The organism is Kosakonia sp. N21 (assembly GCF_050587465.1).
GTDB lineage: Bacteria > Pseudomonadota > Gammaproteobacteria > Enterobacterales > Enterobacteriaceae.
In genome coordinates this window covers 42,488-65,108 of the sequence record NZ_JBOBHR010000008.1, presented here as the reverse complement: position 1 = coordinate 65,108, position 22,621 = coordinate 42,488, and the positions used below count along the sequence as shown (strand labels likewise).

The window sequence follows — 22,621 nt, the reverse complement described above, 5'->3', positions numbered from 1 at the left end:
CTAACCTCTGTTAATGCGGGACATCATAGAATACATGACCATCTGCACCATTGTTGTACCATTTCACATGATACAAATCTAAAATGCTACCCTCATCCTGCATATGCTGCTCATATCCTTTCGTATATTTTTCGTTTCCAGACGAGCGACTATAGGTGTTTTCTTTATATCGATTCATATTTCCTTGGGCTTCTTTTAAAAGTTTTTTTGCATCTGAACTAGATTCAACTCTAACTTGAAACTTGCGCCCATCTCCTGAACCGTTTACAACCTCTTGCATCTCTTTAATAGCCTGCTTCCATGCCTTTGTTCCCGGTTTGATCACTTCCATTTGTGACGCAGAGAATGGATGATCTTTTGCAAATTTACCTTTAAAGAAAGCAGGAGCGCACATCAAACCCAACGGATCCACCCATCCCAGCGGATCCACGACATAAGTATACGTGTTCAGCCCGCCCTGCAGCCCGATGGGGTCCATCTGGGTGTAGCAGCCGCCGGTGGGGTCATAGTAGCGGAAGGTGTTGTAGTGCAGTCCCGTTTCGCGGTCCAGGTACTGACCCTGGAAACGCAGGTTCTGCGGCACGTCCCACTCCGCATGCACGCTTTCGCGCTGGCTGCGTCCCCAGGCGGTGGAGGTGCCGTGCCACACGATTTCACCGCGGCTGTCGGTCACTTTCTCCGGCAGGCCGTTGATTTCCGTGTGATACCAGTACACCTCCGCGTGCTGCTGACGGCTGTCGATGCGCGCCAGCGGCTCGTAGCTGTTTTCCGTGTAGACATACTGCACGGCTGCGTCCGGGTCGCTGTCGCTGCGCTCACCCACCATCTGTAAACCCGACCATGCGTACTGCGTGCGTTCCGGTTTACGGGTATGGCGTCGCCACACCTGTTTCTCCGTGCGGCGACCCAGGGCGTCGTAGCGATACTCCGCCCGGGTGAACGCCGGGTCACCCTCAATCACCACCGCGCTGATGCGCTGCTCATCGTCGTAGCTGAAACGCTGCGTGATGCCCCGGTGGCTGTCGTGGCGCTCCGTCATCCGGCCAAAGCCGTCATACTCCCGGCGCACTCCGTCCAGCCGTTTTAACAGGTTGTCCCACACCGGCTGTAAATCCGGTGTCGTGCGGTTATCCGCCGCGTCATACCAGAAACGCTCTTCCCCGCCCGGCTGAAGGCTCTGCGTCATGCGTCCTGCCGCATCGTAGCCCCACAGCGACTGACGGTATTTCTCCGCCGGGGTCGCCGGTGCACCGTCGGTGTACATCTGGCGGATAATCTGGTCGGCACGGTCCCACTGATAACGCCGCTCAAACACCAGCCGGTTACGCACATTGTCCATGCAGCGCCGCTGCGTGATGCGCCCGGCAACGTCATACTCCGTATCCAGCGCCAGCGACCCCAGCGTGCGCTGCGTCTCCCGGTGCAGTTTGTCGCGCTGATAACCGGTCACCGGCAGCGTTTTACCGCCGAACGAAAGCTGCATCTCCAGCAGGTGCCCGTTGCCGTAACGCAGGTACTGCATCTGCCGCCCGTCCGGGAAAGTTGTCGCACTCAGATTGCTTAATGCATCGTACTGATGCTCATATTTGCCGGACGCGTTCTCTTCACTGACCAGGTCGCCGAGCTTGTTGCGCGTAAGGATGATGGCATCGGTACTCTGCGGCTCGCGCATATCGATAACCGACTGACGCCACTCGCCGTAGGCATAACGGCGGATTTCCGTCGCCAGCGCACTGTAGCGGTACTCGGTGCGGTGCTGTTCGGTTTCCCGCGCCACCATGCGCCCGAGCGCGTCATATTCGTAATTCACCACCTGCGGCGGCAGCGCACTGCCGCGGGCAGGGTGACGGGTCATCGTCGCCACCTGCTGCGCGGCGTTGTACTGGTATTCGGTCTGCCGCCCGGCGTAATCCTGCTGGCGGGTCAGCAGCCCGGTGGCGGTGTAATCAAAACGCCACTGCTGATTGTTGGCATTGGTCAGCGTGACCAGGCGGCCAGCGCGGTTAAAGGCAAAACGGGTGACTTGCCCGGCAGAATCCACCGCTTCGGTGACCTGGCCGCGCGCATTCAGCGTGACGTTGCGCTCCAGCATGCCGTCGATGTTCTGCCCACACAGCAGCCCGGCTTTGTTGTACTTAAACAGCGTCTCGCGGCCGTCGGCACGCACAAAGGTTTGCAGGCGCGATGCCGCGCTCCAGCGGTAACGCTCCGTGTTGCCCAATGGATCGGTCACAGCCGCAAGTCGGCCTGCGGCATCGTACTGGCGGCGGCTCTGGTGACCCGAGCAATCTTCTTCACGGATCAGTTGCCCCAGTTCATCCCACCAGAACCGGTGGCTGTTCTCCAGCGCATCGATGCGGCGGGTTAAATCGCCCTGATCGTTCCACTCAAAGCGGGTTACGCCGCCTTCCGGATCGGTCAGCGCCACCACATCCCCCGCCAGGTTGTACTCATAGCGCCAGGTCGCGCCGTCGGGTAACACTTCAATCGCCGGGAAATCGTACAGCGGGTGCCAGGTGGTCATCCTTGCACGATCCAGCGGATCGCGCTCCAGCGTCAGGTTGCCGCGCTCGTCCCAGGTGTATTCCCAGCGGCCGCCGTCCGGTTGAAGAGCAGAACGCAACTGTTCGGCATTCCCCGCCCAGTTAAATTGCCAGTGACCGCCGTGCACATCGGTATAGTCGGTGATGCGATACAGCGTATCCCAGTGATGTTCGCTGACCACGCCTTCGTCATTGCTGACACGGGCGTAGCGCTTTTGCTCGTCGGCGTCGATACGCCAGTTCTCCAGCACCGCGCCTTGTTCATCGTGAACCTGGTAGCCGCTCACGCGCCAGTGTTCAGAGCCCGTCTCCGGACGCCACTGGTAGTGCACCGTTAAGCCGGTCGAAAAACTGTGCCAGGCCAGCATGTCGCTGGCACGATCCCAGCCAAACTGGCGGGTGACCACACCGTCGGCGTCCGTCACTGTAATCAGTTGCCCTTGATCGTTATAGCGATAAGAGACCAGCAGACGGCGCTCGCCTGCGCAAATCTGGTACACCGCGCTCAGTTGCCCGAAGCGGGATTCATACTCCAGTTCCACGTCCAGCGCTTCGTTATCACTGGAGATGCGCGTCAGTTGGCCCTTTTCGTTCCAGCTGTAGTAGTGGGCGTTCTCATGGCGGTCATAAATGCGCTGGATACGCCACTCACCCGATCGCGTCGGATCCGGTTCATAGATCTGGTGCTCGCCGTCGCCGGTTTGCATGGCGATGATCCCGTTCGGGCTGGCGAAGATCCGCATGCCATCTTCCGGGTAGAAGATCATATCGCCGACCAGCACTTCGCCCAGCCCCAGTTCGCGCCCGCTCATGTCGCGGAAGATCATCTGGTTATCCGCCAGGCGCAGGAAGCGGGTTTCAAACGGCATCATCCAGCCGGTTCCGAGGATGCCGGTGGCGCGATTGCGGCTGTGGTAGATACGCTGCCAGTAGAGTGGCATGCGATCCGGCAGCACAAAGTCGAGATCCTCTTCTTTGGCGAGAATTTTGCTGCCAAGCGGAATATGGACCGGGAAAAAAGTGTGCGCTGCACTGATTAGCGCGGCTGAAAGGGTATCGGAGACGGCAACGCCACCGAGCAGACAGAGAAACTCTTTTGCCAGCCCGCGCAGCAACTGGCGTTCACAGGCGAGCTTCGCCAGGCGCGACAGCGCGCCAAGGCCGACGCTGCCCATCAGGTTGCCCAGCAGGTAAGCCAGCTGATTTTTGCCGCTGTGAATATCGCGCACCGTAATGGTATCGCCACCGATCCGCACGCGCGGGTCGTCACTGACTTTAATTTCAGCTTCGCAGGTGCTTTTCTCACCGTTACGGGCGGCTGGCTGGTTGTTAATTAAGACTTTTTTTGAACCCTGCGCGACGAAGTTGCTGCTGGTGACCATGTGGCCTTTTTTACAGTCAACGTTGTCTTTCGGCATGGGAGTCGCATGAGGGTTCGCGCTTTCCACCACCGGTTGTGTGAGGGTTTCCCAAAAGCTGGTGCCCCACTTTTTCAGGTCGTCGAGAGTGATATCTTTGGCGCGTTCGGCAACCGCCATCATCACACCGCCAGGGGTGAGGATCGTTTTCGCTGCCGTGGCCGCGACGGCAAGCGCAACCATACCGACAGCGGCCCAGTCGATGCCTTCATCGGCAGCCGCGGGGCTGTTCAGGTAATCGCGATCCACCGTTCCGGCAGCGCGGGCGGCTTTTTTGCCCTTGATATGGACATTGTCCGAACCGGAAACAATGATCGCGTCCGGTGGCCCGGGGTCGATGAGCGCATCCACTACTTTGCCCGCGGCATTGCCGATCTCCTCCAGTTTGCCGCTAAAAATCAGTGCAGCAAGCCCGGCAAGCGCCACACCGGCAACCAGGAGGCCAACCCCCGTGCCGACAAAAGCGATAACGCCCCACACGATCGCCCCTTCCACCATCCCGCCAACAAAATCCGCCAGCGCAGAACTGTGAATAAGCGGATCGTCAATACGGGCAGCGATGTAATCCGTCATCCTTACGCCCTCAGCTGTAAACCCGTTCTGATAGACGCCCAGAATGCATCGGCATCGGCATCAAAAGGCGCAGTACGGCTGAGCGTCAGCACCAGCAGATGGTCTTCTACGCGGGTGATCGCGAGTTTTTCATACACCATCGTGCTCTGGTTTAAGAAACGCAGCGCCACCTCGCGAGCAGGCTGACCGGCGATGGTGCTGTCTTCCACTTCGCCCATCGTCACCTTTTTCATGCTGCGCTGCACTTTCGCCAGTTGCTGCTTAATAAAGGTTTCTTCTGCACCAGGCTGAATATCCCATGCTCGGGTGATCGCCAGCGTTGCGTCATACTCTGTGAATTTCAATAAGTTGATACTGCGATCCTGGTACGCACCCGGCAGGTTAAGCTCACCTTCGGACAGTGCAAACTGCGTTGTCGTCATTATTTATCCGTCCCTTGATTAAATGCTTGTTTCACTGCAGCCTGGATTTCTGCCGGCGTGGGCGACGCCTGGGTCGCGGGTTTGGCTTCAGAGAGATTCAGATCCAGCAGACCGCCGGTGTTAATAACGCCGTGCCCACCCGCTTCGATAAGAAAGTCATTGCACTTGAGCTCCACCGTACCGTTGGCGTTCAGCGTGAGCGACGAATAGCCGCTGACTAATGTGATGCTGGTGTCCGAGGCCTGTAGCAACCCGCCCTGAACTTTCTGTGTAAAGCCGCCGCCCACCAGTTCCCCGTGTGCAAACTGCGTCGCCTGGGTGTGCGAGCCCGCCACCGAACCGGTGTAATCCTGCGCAACGCTGACCGTCCGTGAGCCGCCAACGCTGTGGGTCTCATCGTTTTTAACGTGGGTATCCAGGTTGCGTTCGGCCTGGATCCACACCTGCTCTTCACCCGCTTTATCTTCAAAACGCAGGGCGTTGGCGTTATCAACGGAGCCATCTTTCGAACGGCTGAGGAAGCCCATCTGCGTGGCGGCGGCCGGTAATGCCCACGGCGGCATACTGGCTTCGTTATATACGCGCCCGGTGATAATCGGCCTGTCCGGATCGCCGTTGATAAAGTCGATCACTACTTCATCGCCCACACGTGGGATCTGTACTCCACCGAAGCCCTGCCCGGCCCATGCGCTGGAGACGCGCACCCAGCAGGAGCTGGTGTCATCGCCTTTTGCCAGCCTGTCCCAGTGGAACTTCACTTTTACCCGACCATAGCGGTCAGTCCAGATGCTCTCGCCCTGCGGCCCCACCACTTTTGCCGTCTGCGGGCCATAGGTGCGCGGCCATGCGGTTTGCTGCGCCGGGCGGAAAACGACCGAAGAGGGGATCACGCCAAAATCGATGCGGTGGATGGTTTCGCTGTCCGCGCCGCTGGCGTAACGGTTCTCTTCGAAGTTGTACCAGGCGGCGGTGACCAGGTACTCGCCGTTGTCGTTAAAAAACGCGGCATTGGTCAACTGGAATGTACTGCCCGGCGCAATACCGATAGCCGTAGCGGTGCCTTCGATCTGCTGATGCTCAACCTGCCAGCGTTCCTGGCGAATACGGGCGTAAAACTCACCGTGCCCGTGTTCAACAAAACGGCCAGGCCAGTCATAAACATCAATGGCGCCAGGGGACGGCGAATTGGGGTTTTGCCGCGCCTGGAAAAGCCAGGCATTCGGCTTGCGGAAATCGTAATCGTCCAGGCTGTACAGCCCCGGCGTGACGCTGTCTTCCAGCGCCCACTGGCTGATGCCCTCTTCGTCGGTGCTGCCGCCGGACGGCGTCTGATGGTAAGGAATGGATTCGTAACCGCTGAACGGTTGATGCTGGGTCGCGGCATCCGTCAACACCAGCGTATGTTTGTCCGCCTCGTGGCGGAAGTGATAGGTAATCCCTTCCAGCTCCATCAGGCGGCTGATGAAATCAAAGCTGCTCTCCTGGTACTGTACGCAGTATTCCCAACTGCGGTAGCTGCCGCTCAGCTTGTCTTCGATATTGACCTGATACTCGCCAAGCAACGTTTTCACGATCTGCGGTACCGTTTGTTCCTGGAAGATGCGCAGGTTGCGGTCGCGCTTCATCGGCCAGAGATCCGGCTCAACAGTAAGCTGATAAACCGCATAGCGCGTACCGCTTAGTTCAACGGCGCTCACCGCCACGCGGGTAATTTTGCCATTAAGATAGCGGGAGCCAGTCAGCCCCTGCGTGGGAATGGTGACGGTAACCGGTTTGCCGAGCAGTGTGCTGCGGTCCATTCGCGCGTCAGTGCCAAGCAGTTGCAGGTTAAAAGCAAATGACTCGGATAACGCTTCCCGACCAGAAAGTTTCCAAAAAAGCAGTCCTTCGACAGGTAACTGAACAGCAATACGATTACTCATAAATCGAATCCTGACATAAAGACGGATGCCGCTCCGGGCTCCGTTCTTGAGTTTAATGTTGCGATATCCGGGTAAAGCTACCGCACGAAATCCGTAAATCAAAAGATCATTATTGTCTGTTTTCTCCACTAAATAAATGCCAGGAATAATCCTAATCCAGGGTGACGAAACTGAAAAAAATTCACGTTTTTAGTGGGTTAAGCACAATGAATAGTCAAAAACATCAACATAAGAGAAATTTTAACCAGAAAAAAGAGGGTTTTGGATAAGGTCAGTAAGATGCCAAAACCCCGGCTCTGCGTCCTGACGCATTGTTTCGCGAGTATTATCGCAATTTCATCGCAAATATTAGACGGCACGGCGGAAAGGCAGTATAAGTTTTTTATACGTGTTCGCATTTATTATTACCCTGGCTATATGCACGCTCTTTTTATATATCCATCGCATAAGCCCTACTGATAGTTAATAACCATTTAATTACGTTTAAGCGAAATTAAATTGGTCATTTATGGAGGGAGTCATGGAAAGTTATAACCAGTTTGGGCAAAGAATTGGCCCGGAATTGCCCGAATGGACAACCCGGGAAATGCCGGAAAAAGTCAGCCTTCGCGGGCTTTACTGCAACGTCATACCCTTAGCCATCGACCATGCTGAAGACTTGTTTCCTGAGTGGCACAGCATCGAAGATGAACGGGACTGGACCTACCTTGAAGGAGACAGACCAAAAGATAAAGCCGCCTGTTATGCCTGGTTAAGAGAGTTAATTGCACATAAAGAAAGATATTATTTTTCGGTACAGGATAAAATTGACGATCAAGTAAAAGGTATTTTTTATATCGGGAAAGTGGATCCGGACAACGGCTCTTTCGATATATCCGAAATTAACTGGACACCGTTAATGAAACGCACGCGTTTCAGCACCGAATCGCTTTATCTTATCCTTGCTTACTTTTTCGATAAACTGAAGTACCGCAGATGCGAATGGCGCACCAGTATCTATAACACTGAGGGTACCCGCTCGGCGGAAAGGATCGGCTTTGTCAAAGAAGGCGTATTGCGGGATAAAAAAGTCCGCAAAGGGCATTCGACAGATATCGTCGTTTTTTCCATCACCCGGAAAGAGTGGCCGGGGATCTCTTCAATGATCACCGCCTGGTTGCGGGAAGAGAACTTTGACGGTCTCGGCCACCAGTTGCAGAAATTAAGCTCCTTACGTCGCTATTAATCGTCATCGCCGCCATGCGTTGAGTCAGGTCCACCATCAACGCATGGCATATTATGGCTATTGCGGTCGTTGCTGCGTGCGGAAATCGTCCATAAATTGCGTCAGTGTCTCTACCGCTTCCAGCGTTAACCCGTTGTAAATTGACGCGCGGACCCCGCCCAGTGCGCGATGCCCACCGAGACCAGAAAAACCGGCCTCAGCGGCCTGATCAAGGAACGCCGTTTCCAACGCTTTGGTCGGCAACGTGAAAGCCACGTTCATGTCTGAACGGAAAGCCGTATCGCCCCAGTTGCGATAAAAATCGTCGCTGCCATCAATCATGCGGTAAAGCAGTTGTGATTTTTGCCGGTTAATCTGCGCCATATTCTCCAGTCCTCCGATATCGCGCAGCAGCCAGCGCGTGACCAGCAGTACCACGTAGATAGCAAAAACCGGCGGCGTATTGAGATTAGAGTGCGTCTCAACCTGGCGACGATAATCCAGAAATGCTGGCAGGTTGCGCGGCGCGTTCTGCACCACTTCATCGCGGATAAGCACAATAGTGACCCCGGCGGGGCCGATATTCTTCTGGGCGTGGGCGTAGATCAACGAGAATTTCCCGGCATCGCAAGGTCTGGATAAAAAATCCGACGACATATCGCACACGCGCGGTACGTCATCGCGCCCCGGAATACGATCAAACTGCAAACCTTCCACCGTCTCATTCGAAACATAGTGGATGTAGGGCGCATGCGGTGAAAAGTCTAACTCCTCGTCGGTCGGCAGGCGGCGGTAACCCGCTTTCTCACCACTCCAGATCACGCGCACCGGCCCTTCACGCATCGCTTCGGTGATGACTTTACGGCTCCAGTAACCGGTATCAAAATACTCTGCCGGGTGTTTTTTCCCGCGCAGCATCGTCATCGGCACCATGGAGAACTGCTGCGTAGCGCCGCCCTGCAAAAACAGAACGTGGTAATCCGCAGGTAAGCCAAGCAAGGTACGGATGTTGTTTTCGGTTTCCCGCACCACGTTCTCAAACCACGCGGAACGATGGCTGATGCCAAGAATGGAGAGTCCCACCTCCGGGACATTGATGATGGCCTGCTGCACCTGGTTTAAAACGACGTCCGGAAGCGCACCCGGCCCGCCCGAAAAATTGAGTGTGTTTTTTGGATTTGTAGACATTTTTTTCCCTGCGTCACTTAGAGTGGTTTTACGCGCTTTTACCCGCACGCTGTAACAACATTTCCCGCATCGCCTGCTTCACTTTGTGCATGTGAACCTGCTTATTGGGGAACATGATTTCATCGTCCATCGCATGAACGACCATTGCCGGGTCGATTTCAAAAACCAGCAACCTGCCATCCCGGGTTTCGGCGCAATCGATGCCGATATATTCAAGGCCCGTACGCCGGGAAATCGCAGCCAGCGCGTCATGATGCCGTGCGGCGAACTCAGGGAACGTATTGAGGAAATGCGCTTCCTGCGCACGTTTGCCGGCGTCTTCGTACATACCGGCATTGACATAGTGGATCATCCAGTGTGCGGAGACGCCCATATGGCAGGCAAAGGGTTTGCCGTCGATCAGTACCAGCCGCATTTTGCGAAACAAACCGTCTTCGCCGCGATAATCCACAAAGCGCGAGAGGAAGAATTCCGACGCTGTGCTTTGCGTCAGGTAAACCGCCAGATCCGCTGTGCTATCCATTTTTTGCAGCCCGTGGCCACCGTGACTGCCCACCGGGCGCACAATCACCGGAAAGTCGCGTTCGTCGCAAATATCCGCCAGCGTTTTCTGCCCGCTGGCCACCGCCTGTAACGCGTCGCGCGGGGCATGCAGTGCAGGGCAAATCACCAGACCTGGCACGTTTTGTAACAGCAGACTGGCGTTATGGCGCTCGGAAGTCGGAACATGTTTAGGGGGATTGAGCACCGGTTTTGGCCAGCCGCGCAGCGCATATTCCAGACGCAGCAGCACGCTCTCCTGCTCATCACTGGCACCAATCGCCACCATCACCACATCATGTGCAGGAACAGGCTCGGTTAACGGGTTGTCGTGTTCGGGATCGACATAGTAGTAAATAAGCTCGATGTCGCTCTCTTCCAGCAGGCAATCGAGGGGGATATTGGCAGACAGATTCCCCGGCACCATCAACATCAACAACCGCAGCGTTGGCGGCTGCCGGGAAGGCCAGTGATAAACGCGTTGCATCGCCAGCGCCTGCTGCTGAATTTGCAGCCCCAAGGCTTCGTGCTTCAGGCTCATCATGGCGGTGGCGAGGTTCATCCACAGAACGGCGTCATGGGGAGCATTTTCCGCCTGCACGATCATGCCCTGCGTCTCTGCGGAGAAATCAATGCCGGCGATACTCATGCGCAAAAAAGGCGCCATCCCAAGAAATGACGCAGACGAAACATCTGCTTCGTGCGTGATTAACATAGTTATTCTTCCTGTTTGTGCTGTGCATATGACTTATGATGCGACAAACAACTAACAGGCAATGAGGGGAATAACGGCATTAATTATCAGGATAACTAAACGTAACTTACTGAAATTAATAGAGCTGTTAACGAAGATGCGTCAACAGGCAGCTCACGCGCACAAGGAGTATGAGCGCAAAATATAGAGAAATTATGGAGGAAAATTCCGCAGCGAAAAAAACGGGGAATAGCCATGTCTATGAAAGTCACGCTACGCTCTGAGAACGTCATACGCGGGACAGTTAGCGGATAAAGGGTCAATAGAGATGAAAGTGGTGCTTGTACGACACGCAGAAACAGAATGGAACCAACGCGGCATTATTCAGGGGCACAGGGATAGTCCACTGACGGCGCGCGGCGCGCTGGAAACATCGGCACTACTGGCAGCGTTAACTGATTATCCCATCGCGTGTGTCTATGCATCCCCCCTGGGCCGTGCATGGCAGATGGGACAAGCACTGGCGGGACATTTTCACTGTCCACTGGTGGCGAACACTGCGTTGAAAGAGCAGGCATTCGGTCGTTACGAAGGGATGCCATCAGCGCAATTGCGCGACCAACATCCCTATGAGGCAGCGGCGTTATTTGCACAAGACGCCGCGTTTTGCCCGCCCGGCGGCGAGTCTCTGGCGCAGGCTTCTCAACGAATTATCGATTTTTTACAGCAGCAACAAAAGACGGCAGCGCACCAGACACTCTGTATTGTCACGCACGGGCAGGTCAGCCAGGGCGTTCTTGCTCTGCTTAAGGAAGGGAAAATCGATAATTTTTCCCGCTATGCTCAGCCAAACGCGAGCTATTCCGTGCTCGACATGATGGAAGGTAAATGTATTACGCTCCGCTGGGGGATCGCCACGCATTTACGTCATCTTGCGTCCATAAATAAGTAAATGTATTTCCTCGCAAACCATCCCGCAGAAAACACTTTGAGATTTTCCTGATGAGGGCCAAACCCGTTACAAAGCGTAAAATATGTAACGGGGTATGAACTGATGTATCAGATCGCTTTTTTATCAACAGCATTCTTACAATTTCATGCTGAGGATTGTCCGAATAGAGAACACCGTCCCGGACGTAAGCGATATATCCACAGAGACCGTTACTCACCTGAAATGTTTGCCGCTAAGCGATTCAAACATGCCTTTTCAGGAACGTTATATCTGCCAGAACGATGCCAATAAATACGCCGTCGCGGTCATGGCGCGACGTCATTATTTGCTGAGAAGACCCTATTAATGGGCAACCAGAACGGCAGTGATGCGCAGATCCCCCTTACATAAGGGGGATGTATTTCTTTTATGGCCACACTTCGCAGGCTTTCGAGCCTGTTATCCAGAGAAAACATACATTAACAGCCTCTATTCGCGCGGCATATCTGCCTGAATACGGGGAAATAAAACAATAAAAACGCAGGCGTGATGAGGTACTCCATCACGTCATTTGGAATGGTGTAATACAACATGAGGTGCCCTTGATGAAAGGCGGAACCATTGAACAACATGTGAGAGATCATCTCAAATCACTGAAACGAACAATGACCAACCTGCATAAGAAATGGAAATATCGAAATAGTTTTAGTTCGGAAGTAAGTTGGATCTCATTGGGTGAAAATTGTCTTCCTGACGATATTCTCCGGCGACATAACAGAAAATCATTCAGCTCTGTTTTTTCCTCCGGACGTTCAAATATAGAATATATTATTCAGATGGAAAAAGATAATTACCGGAATCTGCTGAAGAAAGAATGTCTTCAACATTTTCCGGATGGTCAGCATTCTGTTGTGCGCTCGACGTTTTACAAAAATTGTGCAGACCAATACAGCGAAAGGCATATGTTGGGTTTTGAATTCACGCATCATGACCCGCTCAGAATTAAAGAAGATAACCGCGCTTTCCAACGACGAATCAGCCGTCAGTTACAATACCGGGGAAATAAAAACTTTGTTTTTCTTTATCATCACCGAATAACAGAGAACTCAGATCTTGCCCTTTTACGGGCGCATTTAAATGAATTCCTTACCTTCTACAATACGCCAGGCCGCGACTGTAAAATGGTGCTTTTTTATCAACATATCATCGCGGAGAACGAGACCAGGCGTATCGATTTCACGCCGCACGACACGGGGTTACTTGAATTTACCTGTCATACCCATGAGATATGGGGAGGGGATGATCTGGAAACGTTCTGGGCGAAAAAAGATGATGGCCTGTTCGCAGAAATGTTCGACACAGTTGATAAATACAATCTGAGTGCGGATAAACCTTACCCTGGCAGGCCCCTGGTCCCGGCAGGCACAGTATAAGTCACCTGCGCTGTCGCCTGGCTCTTCTCTGAGAGTTTCTAACACGCTCAGAGAAGAGCATGCTTTTTTATCCTTCCACAGCCGCCAGTGCCTGTGCGCATGCGGCGGCGCTGGACCACGCCCACTGGAAGTTATAGCCTCCCAGCCAGCCGGTGACGTCCATCACTTCGCCAATAAAATAGAGACCCGGTACATTGCGGGCTTCCATGGTGCGTGACGACAATTCGTTGGTGTCCACCCCGCCGAGCGTCACTTCCGCCGTGCGGTAACCTTCGGTGCCGTTTGGCTGTACGTGCCAGCCGGTAAGCGTATCAACCAGCGTTGTCTGCTCACGGGCATTGAGCTGCTTTAACGTCACATCCGGGATCTGCCCAAGCTGTTGCAGGCACTCCACCAACCGTTTCGGCAACTGCATGGCAAGGGTATTTTTCAGGCTTTGATTCGGGTGCGCATCACGTTGCTGATCGAGGAAGCTTGCCAGATCGCACTCCGGCAGCAGATTAATGCTGACGAACTCACCCGGCTGCCAGTAGCTGGAAATTTGCAGGATCGCCGGGCCCGACAGACCGCGATGCGTAAACAGCAGGTTTTCGCGAAAAACCGTCCCGTCTTCGGCGGTGATCACCGATGGCACCGATACGCCGGAGAGCGTCTGCATCTGCTCAAGGAGCGGTTTGTGCAGGGTAAACGGCACCAGACCCGCACGGGTGGGTAACACCGTTAAACCGAACTGTTCGGCGATTTTATAACCAAACGGTGACGCACCCAGTCCCGGCATCGACAAACCACCGGACGCGATCACCAGTTTCGCCGCCTGCACGCTTGCGCCATTCAGTTGCAGCGTATAGCCATTATCGTTGCGCTCCACGCTTAGCACTTCGCTGCGCAGGCGCTGCGTGACGTTGCCTTTCTCACACTCGGCCACCAGCATATCGACGATCTGCTGCGCAGAGTCGTCGCAGAACAGCTGCCCGAGCGTCTTCTCATGCCAGGCAATACCGTGTTTGCCCACCAGGTCGATAAAATCCCACTGGGTATAGCGCGCCAGCGCAGATTTGCAAAAATGCGGGTTCTGGCTCAAATAGGCTGCGGGTTCCACATAAAGGTTGGTAAAGTTGCAGCGCCCGCCGCCGGACATCAGGATTTTACGGCCCGGTTTTTTGCCGTTATCCAGTAGCAACACGCGGCAGCCCGCCTGCCCTGCCAGAGCCGCACAGAACATTCCCGCCGCACCGGCGCCGATAACAATGGCATCAAACCTTTCCACACCCGTTTCCTCATTTAAAGATCGTGGCGGATTGTAAAGAGATCGTGCTGGTCGCACCAGCGCGAATACGCACAGCAAGATGATGACATTGAAAAATATAAGATATTTTAAAGATTTAAGGGCTTTGTAAGAAATAATGTCAAAAAAAATACATATTTCACTTTGCCCGCACTGGCAATGTCCCTGATAATGCGCCGCGTTCATGTCCTCAAAATGGCGTAACGGCTTATGTTACATTTGTTTGCCGGCCTGGATCTTCATACCGGGCTGTTACTCTTGCTTGCTCTGGTTTTTGTTCTGTTTTACGAAGCAATTAACGGCTTCCACGACACAGCAAACGCCGTGGCAACAGTGATTTATACACGCGCTATGCGCTCTCAGCTGGCGGTGGTGATGGCAGCGGTGTTTAACTTCTTCGGCGTTTTGCTGGGCGGGTTAAGCGTCGCGTATGCAATTGTGCATATGCTGCCAACCGATCTGCTGCTGAATGTCAGCTCTGCGCACGGCCTGGCGATGGTCTTCTCCATGCTGCTGGCCGCGATTATCTGGAACCTGGGCACCTGGTATTTCGGTCTGCCTGCTTCCAGCTCCCACACCCTGATTGGCGCGATTATCGGTATTGGGTTAACCAATGCATTGATGACCGGCACGTCAGTCGTTGATGCATTAAACATCCCGAAAGTGCTGAATATCTTCGCGTCGCTGATCGTTTCCCCGATCGTCGGCCTGGTGTTCGCCGGTGGGCTGGTATATATACTGCGTCGCTACTGGAGCAGCACCAAAAAACGTGCGCGCATCCATATGACCCCGGCTGAACGTGAGAAAATCGACGGCAAAAGAAAGCCGCCGTTCTGGACGCGTATTGCGCTGATCCTCTCCGCCATTGGCGTGAGTTTCTCCCACGGCGCTAACGACGGTCAGAAAGGCATTGGCCTGATTATGCTGGTGCTGATTGGCGTCGCCCCTGCGGGTTTTGTGGTGAACATGAACGCATCCGGTTATGACATCACCCGTACCCGTGATGCGGTCAACAACGTGGAAACATACTTCCAGCAACACCCGGCGCTGCTGCAAAAAGCGACAGGTGTGGATCCGTTGCTCCCAACGCCGGAAGAGGTGACCACGCAGCCAGGCGAGTTCCATTGCCATCCTGGTCGCGCCATTATCGCGCTGGATCGTGCGAAGTCGATGCTGACGAATGTTGAAAGCTACGACAAACTGCCGGTTGAACAGCGCAGCCAACTGCGTCGCATTATGCTCTGCCTCTCCGATATTACGGATAAAGTGGCGAAGCAGCCGGAAGTCAACGTTGACGACCAGCGCCTGCTGAAGAAACTGAAGAACGACATGCTGAGCACCATTGAATACGCGCCAATCTGGATCATTATGGCGGTAGCGCTGGCGCTGGGTCTGGGCACCATGATTGGCTGGCGTCGTGTGGCAACGACGATCGGTGAAAAAATCGGTAAAAAAGGCATGACCTACGCCCAGGGGATGTCCGCGCAGATGACGGCAGCGGTCTCCATCGGTCTGGCGAGTTATACCGGGATGCCGGTCTCCACCACGCATGTGCTGTCATCGTCCGTCGCCGGGACAATGATTGTCGACGGCGGCGGTCTGCAACGCAAAACCGTCACCAGTATTCTGATGGCCTGGGTCTTTACCCTCCCGGCATCGATTATTCTGTCCGGCGGGTTGTACTGGCTTGCGCTGCATCTGATTTAACAGATTACGCGCAGGACAAAACGGGTCAGGAAACTGACCCGTTTTTTTATGGCTCAATAATGGCAATGCCACGGTCGCTTATCGGGCTTCTGCAACCCGGATAAGGCATAGCCGCCAGCCAGCACGGCCTTCAGTGCCAAATCATCAGCGCAATCAAACTCACCACCACCAGCCCGCATAACGAACTGGTCAGGATGAACTGACGGCGCACGCGTTCGCAGCGGCGAATAAACTCTTCGTCATGATGATCGCGGTAACGCTGAGCGTAGATGTACCACACCAACCGCATCTGCTTGCCCGGCTGACCGTGCGAAGTGAAAAAGCCTCCGCCGTCCACATATTGATAGAGTAAGGGGTCACAACCTCGAAGTACCACTAACAGTGCGCGCAACGATGAGTAATAACGCACCATGTTAACCACACACACGACACACAAGGCCCAAAACAGCGCAACAGTGCTGATCACCATATCCCCTCCCCGGCGATTCGCCCACGAAGACCCGCTTCGCAACGACCGCTCCTGGATACTCAACCAAGTCAGACAATGAAGAGTGTTACCAACGCCGAACGGGGCGACAGCACAGGCGGTGTCCCGCAATTGACCGCGCATCCATGCCGGGACAACTGTGGGACACCGTCTGTTTTCCGTACGGTTTATTAATAGTGTAGGAGAAAGGATTCTTTTTTTGCCACAAGGTTATCATCATCAATGCATATGGTTGTAAATATGGCTTAAGTGAATCGTGATCCAGGTTAATTGACGGTGCAGTAAGAGAGTTATAAGGTAGAAATATCTTCTACAATGAGATCCTTAAGGCCGGGCGCTACCCGCTTATGTGATACGCAGGACGCGGGTGCAGTGCACACACATCAGGGCTTTGTCCCGATGGTCATCGACAACTTATGGAAGGAGTAACACTATGGCTTACAAACACATCCTCATCGCAGTTGATCTCTCCCCTGAAAGCAAATTGCTGGTTGAGAAAGCAGTGTCCATGGCACGTCCTTACAACGCGAAGGTTTCCCTGATTCATGTCGATGTAAATTACTCCGATCTGTACACAGGCCTGATCGACGTTAACCTCGGCGATATGCAAAAACGCATCTCCGACGAAACGCACCAGGCGCTGACCGATCTCTCCACCAATGCAGGCTATCCGATTACCGAAACCCTGAGCGGCAGCGGTGATCTCGGGCAGGTGCTGGTAGACGCGATCAAAAAATACGATATGGACCTGGTGGTCTGTGGTCATCATCAGGACTTCTGGAGCAAGCTGATGTCTTCCGCGCGTCAGTTGATCAACACCGTTCACGTGGATATGCTGATTGTCCCGCTGCGGGACGAAGAAGAGGATTAATGCCTCGCTAACGTACTGTCGTTAGAGCGAATACCGCCCGGCCCGCGCAATGCGGCCGGGCTTTTTTATTCCCCGGAACCGGGGTAGATGTCAAAGCGATGACTTTTGGTCACCACCGCCGATTGCGTCGCGATACCCGCCAGCGGCGGCGCGTAATCCGGGCGTTTCACCACCACCCGCTTAACGGCAAGCTGACGCGCGGGCTCCAGCAAACCGTCGGCATCCAGATCCGGGCCAACCAGTGACTGAAACACGCGCATCTCTTTCTTCACCAGCGCGCTTTTTTGCTTATGCGGGAACATCGGATCGAGATAGACCACCTGCGGGCGCGGAGTGATGTCTGCAAGCCCAGTCAGGCTGGAAGCGTGGATCAACTGCAAACGCTCGCGCAGCCATGGGCCAATTTCCGCATCCGCATAGCCGCGATTGAGGCCATCTTCCAGTAATGCCGCCACCACCGGATTTCGCTCCAGCATGCGCACACGACAGCCGACAGACGCCAGGACAAAGGCATCCCGGCCCAGCCCGGCGGTGGCATCCACCACGTCCGGCAAATAACTGCCTTTGATACCCACGGCTTTGGCAACCGCTTCACCGCGACCGCCGCCGAACTTACGCCGGTGCGCCATACCGCCGCCAACAAAATCGACAAAAATACCGCCAAGCTTAGGCTCATCGCGCTTACGCAGTTCCAGATGCTCAGGCGTCAGCACCAGCGCCATCAGGTTGTCATCGTCCTGTTCCAGCCCAAAGCGGGCCGCAAGAACAGATAAGGCGCCGTCTCCGGCGCCTGTTTCATCCAGCAAACAGATTTTCAATGCATTAGCCTTCGATACCGTAATGCTCAAGCATCGCGTCGATCTGCGGCTCACGACCGCGGAAGCGTTTGAACAGATCCATCGGCTCTTCCGAACCGCCACGGGTAAGGATGTTATCCAGGAAGGATTGCCCGGTCTCGCGGTTGAAAATCCCCTCTTCTTCGAAGCGGGAATACGCGTCCGCCGCCAGCACATCGGCCCACAGGTAGCTGTAGTAACCCGCCGCGTAACCCCCGGCGAAAATGTGGCTGAAGGCATGCGGGAAACGGCCCCACGACGGCCCCGGCACCACAGCGACCTGGCGTTTGATTTCCGCCAGCGTTTCAAGGATTTTCGCCCCTTGTTCCGGGCTGAACTCCGCATGCAGGCGGAAGTCGAACAGACCAAACTCAAGCTGACGCAGAATAAACATCGCCGCCTGGTAGTTTTTCGCCGCCAGCATTTTATCCAGCAATTCCTGCGGTAACGGTTCACCGGTTTCATAATGACCGGAGATAAACGCCAGCGCTTCCGGCTCCCAGCACCAGTTTTCCATAAACTGGCTCGGTAATTCGACCGCATCCCACGGCACGCCGCTGATGCCCGCCACACCGGCGGTTTCAATGCGCGTCAGCATATGGTGCAAACCGTGCCCAAACTCATGGAACAACGTGATCACTTCATCATGGGTGAACAGTGCAGGTTTGCCGTTAACCGGGCGGTTAAAGTTACAGGTGAGATAGGCCACCGGCTTTTGCAGTGAGCCGTCGGCTCTGCGTAACTGACCCACACAGTCATCCATCCACGCGCCGCCGCGTTTGTGTTCACGGGCGTACAGATCGAGATAGAAGCTGCCGCGCAGTTCATTGCTTTCGTCATACAGCTCGAAGAAACGCACATCCGGATGCCAGACATCGATATCTTTGCGCTCTTTGGCGGTGATGCCGTAAATGCGTTTCACCACTTCAAACAGACCATTAACCGCGCGTTCTTCCGGGAAGTACGGACGCAGTTGCTCATCGCTGATGCTGTAGAGGTGTTGTTTCTGTTTTTCGCTGTAGTAGCCAATGTCCCACGGTTGCAGTTCATCGACGCCGAATTCCGCTTTGGCGAACGCGCGCAGTTGCGCCAGCTCTTTTTCCCCCTGCGGACGGGCGCGTTTGGCGAGATCGGTTAAGAACTCCAGCACCTGCGCCGGGTTTTCCGCCATTTTGGTGGCCAGCGATTTAAAGGCATAACTTTCAAAGCCCAGCAGTTGCGCCAGCTCATGACGCAGCGCGAGGATCTCCGCCATGACCGGGCTGTTATCCCACTTACCGGCGTTCGGCCCCTGGTCAGAAGCGCGGGTGCTGTAAGCGCGGTACATCTCTTCACGCAGCGCGCTGTTGTCGCAGTAAGTCATCACCGGCAAATAGCTCGGGATATCCAGCGTCAGCAACCAGCCCTGCTGCTCTTTGGCTTCCGCCTGCGCTTTCGCCGCCGCTAATGCGCTTTCCGGCATGCCCGCCAGTTCGGTTTCGTCCGTAACCAGTTTGCTCCAGCCCATGGTGGCGTCCAGCACGTTGTTGCTGTAGATGTTGCCCAGTTCAGACAAGCGCGCTGCGATTTCGCCATAGCGCTGCTGTTTCTCTTTCGGCAGACCGATGCCCGATAAGGTAAAGTCGCGCAGCGCGTTATCCACGGCCTTTTTCTCTGCGGTGCTCAGGCCGGCGTAATTCTCGCCATCGCGCAGATCGCGATACGCGTTATACAACCCTTCGTGCTGCCCGACCCAGGTGCTGTATTCAGACAGCAGCGGCAGCGTCTGCTCATAGGCTTCACGCAGCTCCGGGCTGTTTTTCACCGAATTCAGATGGCTGACCGGCGAGAAAAGACGCCCCAAGTGGTCGTCCACTTCCGCCAGCGGCTGGCAGAGGTTATCCCAGTTGTAGGGCGCGCCCTGCGCGACAACGCTTTCTACCGCAGCCCGGCACTCTTCCAGCGCCTTCGTGACGGCGGGAACAACATGTTCAGGGAGGATTTGGGAAAAGGGCGGTAATACGAAAGGCGTCAATAATGGATTGGTCATATGCGCAGTCCTTGGAATGAGGTAGTTGTTTAGCATGGGGTTAAGTGTAGGAGATTTCAATGCCAGGCGGTGCGCTTAACGGGGTATTGCTGCAATAAGCAGCAACCATCAAAACGCCCGGCGGCATTGCGCTCACCGGGCGGAATACAACATCACCCTTAACGGGTTTTATGCGCCGTGTCGTAAGCTGCCGACAAATTCAGACGCTGCCAGAAGTTCTGTTCATCGGTCGCGCCGGAAAGCGGGTAACCCGCCGGAAGCGCGGTTTTCACCATCAACGCGCGGCGCTGACTGGCGGAGAGTTTTGGCAAGGCCGCCTCCAGCAACACGTCAGCCCCCTCCGGTACGCTCACTGCCTTCGCCGCCCCTTTCTGCTGCGGCAGGTTGTAGGTCATGGTGAAGCGGTAAACGTCACGCATCGCCGGGTCGCGATAAGGATCGTCTTTGCCTGCGGTCTGCGCGCATTGCGCCAGCGTCGTGCCGCACTCTTTTTCCAGCGCAGCGCGGAGCTGATCGCGCGCTTCGTTGAACATTGCGCGGTACTGCGCATCGTTGAGGTAATGAGCAACATTACGCTCGGCCACCATCCGCGAGCCGATAACATCCAGCGGATAGTGCACGCCCAGTACCACACGGGAATAACCGTAACGCGCACCGCGCGCCAGCAGCGCGTCAAAACGTTCCGGGATCATCTCCGCCATCAGCAAGGCATCGGTATAGCCGGTGTTGGTATGGCCGCTCGGAAAAGAGCCGCCGTCTGCGGTGTAGGGTTTGTTATCTTTGACCACCACGTCGTCCGGCACCAGGTGGATGCTGTTTCCTGGTATCAAAAACGGGCGCTTGTAATCGAAATGTTTTTTCGCCGCGCCAGTACTGACTTCGCTGGCTTTAATCAGCGCCGCAGCTTTGCCTAACTCACCTTTGTCGTAAGCTGCAAGAAAGGCTTTCCCCAGCTTCGGCCCCAGCGCATCGGCCAGAAAATAGAGGTAGCTAATGCCTTCGGCATCCGCCAGCGCCTGACGACGCAGACCTCGCGTGGCATCGCGGTTGATGGCTTCAACGGTTTGCAGGCTGGCATCCAGCACCGGTTTCGGCAGCGCGCTAAACCCCGACAGCAGTTCAATGCCCGCCTGCTGGTTCTCTTTGGTGCGGAAGTCATAACCCCGCGCTTTCAGCCACGCGCTATCGGCTTGTTTTGCCGTTTGGGCAGCGTGCTCAAGCTGTGCACGACTGAGTTGAGACGCATCGCCCTGCAATGACTGGCGCAGCGCTGCCAGCGACTGCGCTTCGAGCGCAACAAAGGGCTGGCTATCCGCTGCCGGTGTCGTGGTGTTGGCGATATCGCGCACCTGCGTCAGCGGAATATCTTTTGCCATCGCCTGATGAGCCAGCAGCAGCGCGGCAGTTAACAGCGTGAGACGGATTTTCATTTTTTATCCTTTTATTCAAACAATTACCTTGCCTGCAGCCGACGCTAGCGCCGCAATTTGACCGTTTTATGACACGGTTATGTTTTGAAACCTTTTCCGACGGCCTGAAACAAGCGCGGCGCGCCTGCGGTAATCCGGGGCAATCTGCGGTAAACTGTGGCAAACCTCGTTTATTTTCCGGAATCCCAGTATCCATGCTCAGTTATCGCCACAGCTTCCACGCTGGCAACCATGCCGACGTCCTTAAACACACCGTTCAGAGCCTGATCATTGAAGCGCTGAAAGAGAAAGAGAAACCGTTTCTCTATCTCGACACGCACGCAGGCGCAGGGCGTTATCTGCTCTCCGGCGAGCATGCGGAACGCACCGGGGAATATCTGGAAGGCATCGCGCGTATCTGGCAGCAGGATGATTTGCCTGCGGAGCTGGAGCCTTACATGAGCGCAGTGCGCCATTTCAACCGTAACGAGCAGTTGCGCTATTACCCGGGTTCGCCGCTGATTGCCCGCCAGTTGCTGCGCGAGCAGGACACTCTGCAACTGACCGAACTGCACCCGAGCGACTTCCCGCTGCTGCGCCAGGAGTTCCAGAAAGACAGCCGCGCCCGTGTTGAACGCGCTGACGGTTACCAGCAACTGAAGGCCAAACTGCCGCCGGTCTCCCGCCGTGGTTTGATCCTTATCGACCCGCCGTATGAGATTAAAACCGATTATCAGGCCGTCGTGAGCGGTATCAGCGAAGGGCACAAACGTTTCGCCACAGGCGTGTTCGCGCTCTGGTATCCGGTGGTGTTGCGCCAGCAGATAAAACGCATGCTGCGCGATCTGGAAGCCACCGGCATCCGCAATATCCTGCAAATCGAGCTGGGCGTACGCCCGGACAGCGACCAGCGCGGGATGACCGCCTCCGGCATGATTGTGATTAACCCGCCGTGGAAACTGGAAGCGCAAATGAACACTGTGCTGCCGTGGCTGCACAGTAAACTGGTGCCAGCGGGCACCGGGCATACGCTGATTCACCAGGTAGTACCGGAGTAATCGCAGCCATTGGTGGAACCTTTCGGGCTGCGCGTTACAATCGCGACACTTTTCGACCTCGTTCAGGATTA

Annotated in this window: 16 protein-coding genes; 6 read left to right on the top strand and 10 right to left on the bottom strand. The window is 55.2% G+C overall.

Annotated features, from left to right (window positions below; all coding sequences use genetic code 11):
• Positions 1 to 10 precede the first annotated feature (10 nt).
• Genes ACQ3G7_RS18605 through ACQ3G7_RS18595 form a run of 3 tightly spaced genes read right to left on the bottom strand, consistent with a single transcriptional unit; the run spans position 11 to position 6,878 of the window.
• On the bottom strand, positions 11 to 4,534 hold the full coding sequence (locus ACQ3G7_RS18605; RefSeq protein WP_430891102.1) for an RHS repeat-associated core domain-containing protein: 4,524 nt from the start codon (positions 4,532 to 4,534) through the stop codon (positions 11 to 13).
• Between the two features lie 2 nt (positions 4,535 to 4,536).
• The gene (locus ACQ3G7_RS18600; protein WP_134319082.1) at positions 4,537 to 4,956 is read right to left on the bottom strand and encodes a DcrB-related protein; all 420 of its coding nucleotides are present in this window, start codon (positions 4,954 to 4,956) and stop codon (positions 4,537 to 4,539) included.
• Positions 4,956 to 6,878: a type VI secretion system Vgr family protein gene (locus ACQ3G7_RS18595; RefSeq protein ID WP_430891100.1), complete on the bottom strand. Its 1,923-nt coding sequence runs from the start codon at positions 6,876 to 6,878 to the stop codon at positions 4,956 to 4,958. Before ACQ3G7_RS18595 ends, ACQ3G7_RS18600 begins: the two co-directional genes overlap by 1 nt.
• A gap of 520 nt (positions 6,879 to 7,398) precedes the next feature.
• Here ACQ3G7_RS18595 and ACQ3G7_RS18590 point away from each other — a divergent pair.
• The gene (locus tag ACQ3G7_RS18590; RefSeq protein ID WP_430891098.1) at positions 7,399 to 8,103 is read left to right on the top strand and encodes a GNAT family N-acetyltransferase; all 705 of its coding nucleotides are present in this window, start codon (positions 7,399 to 7,401) and stop codon (positions 8,101 to 8,103) included.
• A 57-nt stretch (positions 8,104 to 8,160) separates the two neighbouring features.
• On the opposite strand, the gene ACQ3G7_RS18585 is transcribed toward ACQ3G7_RS18590, so the two are convergent.
• Both ACQ3G7_RS18585 and ACQ3G7_RS18580 read right to left on the bottom strand, forming a co-directional pair.
• Positions 8,161 to 9,270: a phosphoserine transaminase gene (locus ACQ3G7_RS18585; protein ID WP_430891096.1), complete on the bottom strand. Its 1,110-nt coding sequence runs from the start codon at positions 9,268 to 9,270 to the stop codon at positions 8,161 to 8,163.
• A gap of 28 nt (positions 9,271 to 9,298) precedes the next feature.
• Positions 9,299 to 10,525 carry an ATP-grasp domain-containing protein gene (locus tag ACQ3G7_RS18580; protein WP_430891094.1) on the bottom strand — a complete coding sequence of 409 codons (1,227 nt, stop codon included), beginning with the start codon at positions 10,523 to 10,525 and terminating at the stop codon, positions 9,299 to 9,301.
• 307 nt (positions 10,526 to 10,832) lie between these two features.
• Here ACQ3G7_RS18580 and ACQ3G7_RS18575 point away from each other — a divergent pair, with 307 nt between their 5' ends.
• Positions 10,833 to 11,456: a histidine phosphatase family protein gene (locus ACQ3G7_RS18575; protein ID WP_430891092.1), complete on the top strand. Its 624-nt coding sequence runs from the start codon at positions 10,833 to 10,835 to the stop codon at positions 11,454 to 11,456.
• 584 nt (positions 11,457 to 12,040) lie between these two features.
• Complete coding sequence (locus ACQ3G7_RS18570; protein ID WP_430891090.1) at positions 12,041 to 12,868, top strand: DUF1796 family putative cysteine peptidase; 828 nt, start codon at positions 12,041 to 12,043, stop codon at positions 12,866 to 12,868.
• A 67-nt stretch (positions 12,869 to 12,935) separates the two neighbouring features.
• On the opposite strand, the gene ACQ3G7_RS18565 is transcribed toward ACQ3G7_RS18570, so the two are convergent.
• A complete protein-coding gene (locus ACQ3G7_RS18565; protein ID WP_430891088.1) occupies positions 12,936 to 14,135 on the bottom strand; it encodes a BaiN/RdsA family NAD(P)/FAD-dependent oxidoreductase in 1,200 nt (399 codons plus the stop codon).
• Positions 14,136 to 14,363: 228 nt separating this feature from the next.
• Here ACQ3G7_RS18565 and pitA point away from each other — a divergent pair, with 228 nt between their 5' ends.
• Positions 14,364 to 15,860, top strand: coding sequence for an inorganic phosphate transporter PitA (pitA, locus tag ACQ3G7_RS18560; protein ID WP_430891086.1), 1,497 nt, complete (start codon positions 14,364 to 14,366; stop codon positions 15,858 to 15,860).
• A 130-nt stretch (positions 15,861 to 15,990) separates the two neighbouring features.
• On the opposite strand, the gene uspB is transcribed toward pitA, so the two are convergent.
• Positions 15,991 to 16,326 carry a universal stress protein UspB gene (gene uspB / locus ACQ3G7_RS18555; RefSeq protein ID WP_263100816.1) on the bottom strand — a complete coding sequence of 112 codons (336 nt, stop codon included), beginning with the start codon at positions 16,324 to 16,326 and terminating at the stop codon, positions 15,991 to 15,993.
• Positions 16,327 to 16,780: 454 nt separating this feature from the next.
• Between uspB and uspA the strand changes: the two genes are divergently transcribed.
• A complete protein-coding gene (gene uspA, locus ACQ3G7_RS18550) occupies positions 16,781 to 17,218 on the top strand; it encodes a universal stress protein UspA (RefSeq protein ID WP_263098905.1) in 438 nt (145 codons plus the stop codon).
• A gap of 65 nt (positions 17,219 to 17,283) precedes the next feature.
• Here the strand turns inward: uspA and rsmJ are convergent, their stop codons facing one another.
• The 3 genes from rsmJ to ACQ3G7_RS18535 all read right to left on the bottom strand — a co-directional run bounded on the left by rsmJ (position 17,284) and on the right by ACQ3G7_RS18535 (position 21,513).
• Positions 17,284 to 18,036 (bottom strand): 16S rRNA (guanine(1516)-N(2))-methyltransferase RsmJ, encoded by a 753-nt coding sequence (rsmJ, locus tag ACQ3G7_RS18545; RefSeq protein WP_430891084.1) that lies wholly within the window; start codon positions 18,034 to 18,036, stop codon positions 17,284 to 17,286.
• Positions 18,037 to 18,040: 4 nt separating this feature from the next.
• Complete coding sequence (gene prlC, locus ACQ3G7_RS18540; RefSeq protein ID WP_430891082.1) at positions 18,041 to 20,083, bottom strand: oligopeptidase A; 2,043 nt, start codon at positions 20,081 to 20,083, stop codon at positions 18,041 to 18,043.
• 158 nt (positions 20,084 to 20,241) lie between these two features.
• Positions 20,242 to 21,513 (bottom strand): acid phosphatase, encoded by a 1,272-nt coding sequence (locus ACQ3G7_RS18535; protein ID WP_430891080.1) that lies wholly within the window; start codon positions 21,511 to 21,513, stop codon positions 20,242 to 20,244.
• Between the two features lie 194 nt (positions 21,514 to 21,707).
• Here ACQ3G7_RS18535 and ACQ3G7_RS18530 point away from each other — a divergent pair, with 194 nt between their 5' ends.
• Entirely contained in the window at positions 21,708 to 22,550 is an 843-nt protein-coding gene (locus ACQ3G7_RS18530; protein ID WP_430891078.1) for a 23S rRNA (adenine(2030)-N(6))-methyltransferase RlmJ, read from the top strand.
• Positions 22,551 to 22,621 lie beyond the last annotated feature (71 nt).

Excerpts from the sequence above, each read along its gene's own strand:
- pitA (WP_430891086.1), top strand. The coding sequence starts at position 14,364 with ATGTTACATTTGTTTGCCGGCCTGGATCTTCATACCGGGCTGTTACTC.
- ACQ3G7_RS18535 (WP_430891080.1), bottom strand. The coding sequence starts at position 21,513 with ATGAAAATCCGTCTCACGCTGTTAACTGCCGCGCTGCTGCTGGCTCAT.
- ACQ3G7_RS18585 (WP_430891096.1), bottom strand. The coding sequence starts at position 9,270 with ATGTCTACAAATCCAAAAAACACACTCAATTTTTCGGGCGGGCCGGGT.
- ACQ3G7_RS18605 (WP_430891102.1), bottom strand. The coding sequence starts at position 4,534 with ATGACGGATTACATCGCTGCCCGTATTGACGATCCGCTTATTCACAGT.
- uspA (WP_263098905.1), top strand. The coding sequence starts at position 16,781 with ATGGCTTACAAACACATCCTCATCGCAGTTGATCTCTCCCCTGAAAGC.
- ACQ3G7_RS18595 (WP_430891100.1), bottom strand. The coding sequence starts at position 6,878 with ATGAGTAATCGTATTGCTGTTCAGTTACCTGTCGAAGGACTGCTTTTT.
- ACQ3G7_RS18570 (WP_430891090.1), top strand. The coding sequence starts at position 12,041 with ATGAAAGGCGGAACCATTGAACAACATGTGAGAGATCATCTCAAATCA.
- ACQ3G7_RS18600 (WP_134319082.1), bottom strand. The coding sequence starts at position 4,956 with ATGACGACAACGCAGTTTGCACTGTCCGAAGGTGAGCTTAACCTGCCG.
- ACQ3G7_RS18590 (WP_430891098.1), top strand. The coding sequence starts at position 7,399 with ATGGAAAGTTATAACCAGTTTGGGCAAAGAATTGGCCCGGAATTGCCC.
- prlC (WP_430891082.1), bottom strand. The coding sequence starts at position 20,083 with ATGACCAATCCATTATTGACGCCTTTCGTATTACCGCCCTTTTCCCAA.
- ACQ3G7_RS18580 (WP_430891094.1), bottom strand. The coding sequence starts at position 10,525 with ATGTTAATCACGCACGAAGCAGATGTTTCGTCTGCGTCATTTCTTGGG.
- ACQ3G7_RS18575 (WP_430891092.1), top strand. The coding sequence starts at position 10,833 with ATGAAAGTGGTGCTTGTACGACACGCAGAAACAGAATGGAACCAACGC.
- ACQ3G7_RS18530 (WP_430891078.1), top strand. The coding sequence starts at position 21,708 with ATGCTCAGTTATCGCCACAGCTTCCACGCTGGCAACCATGCCGACGTC.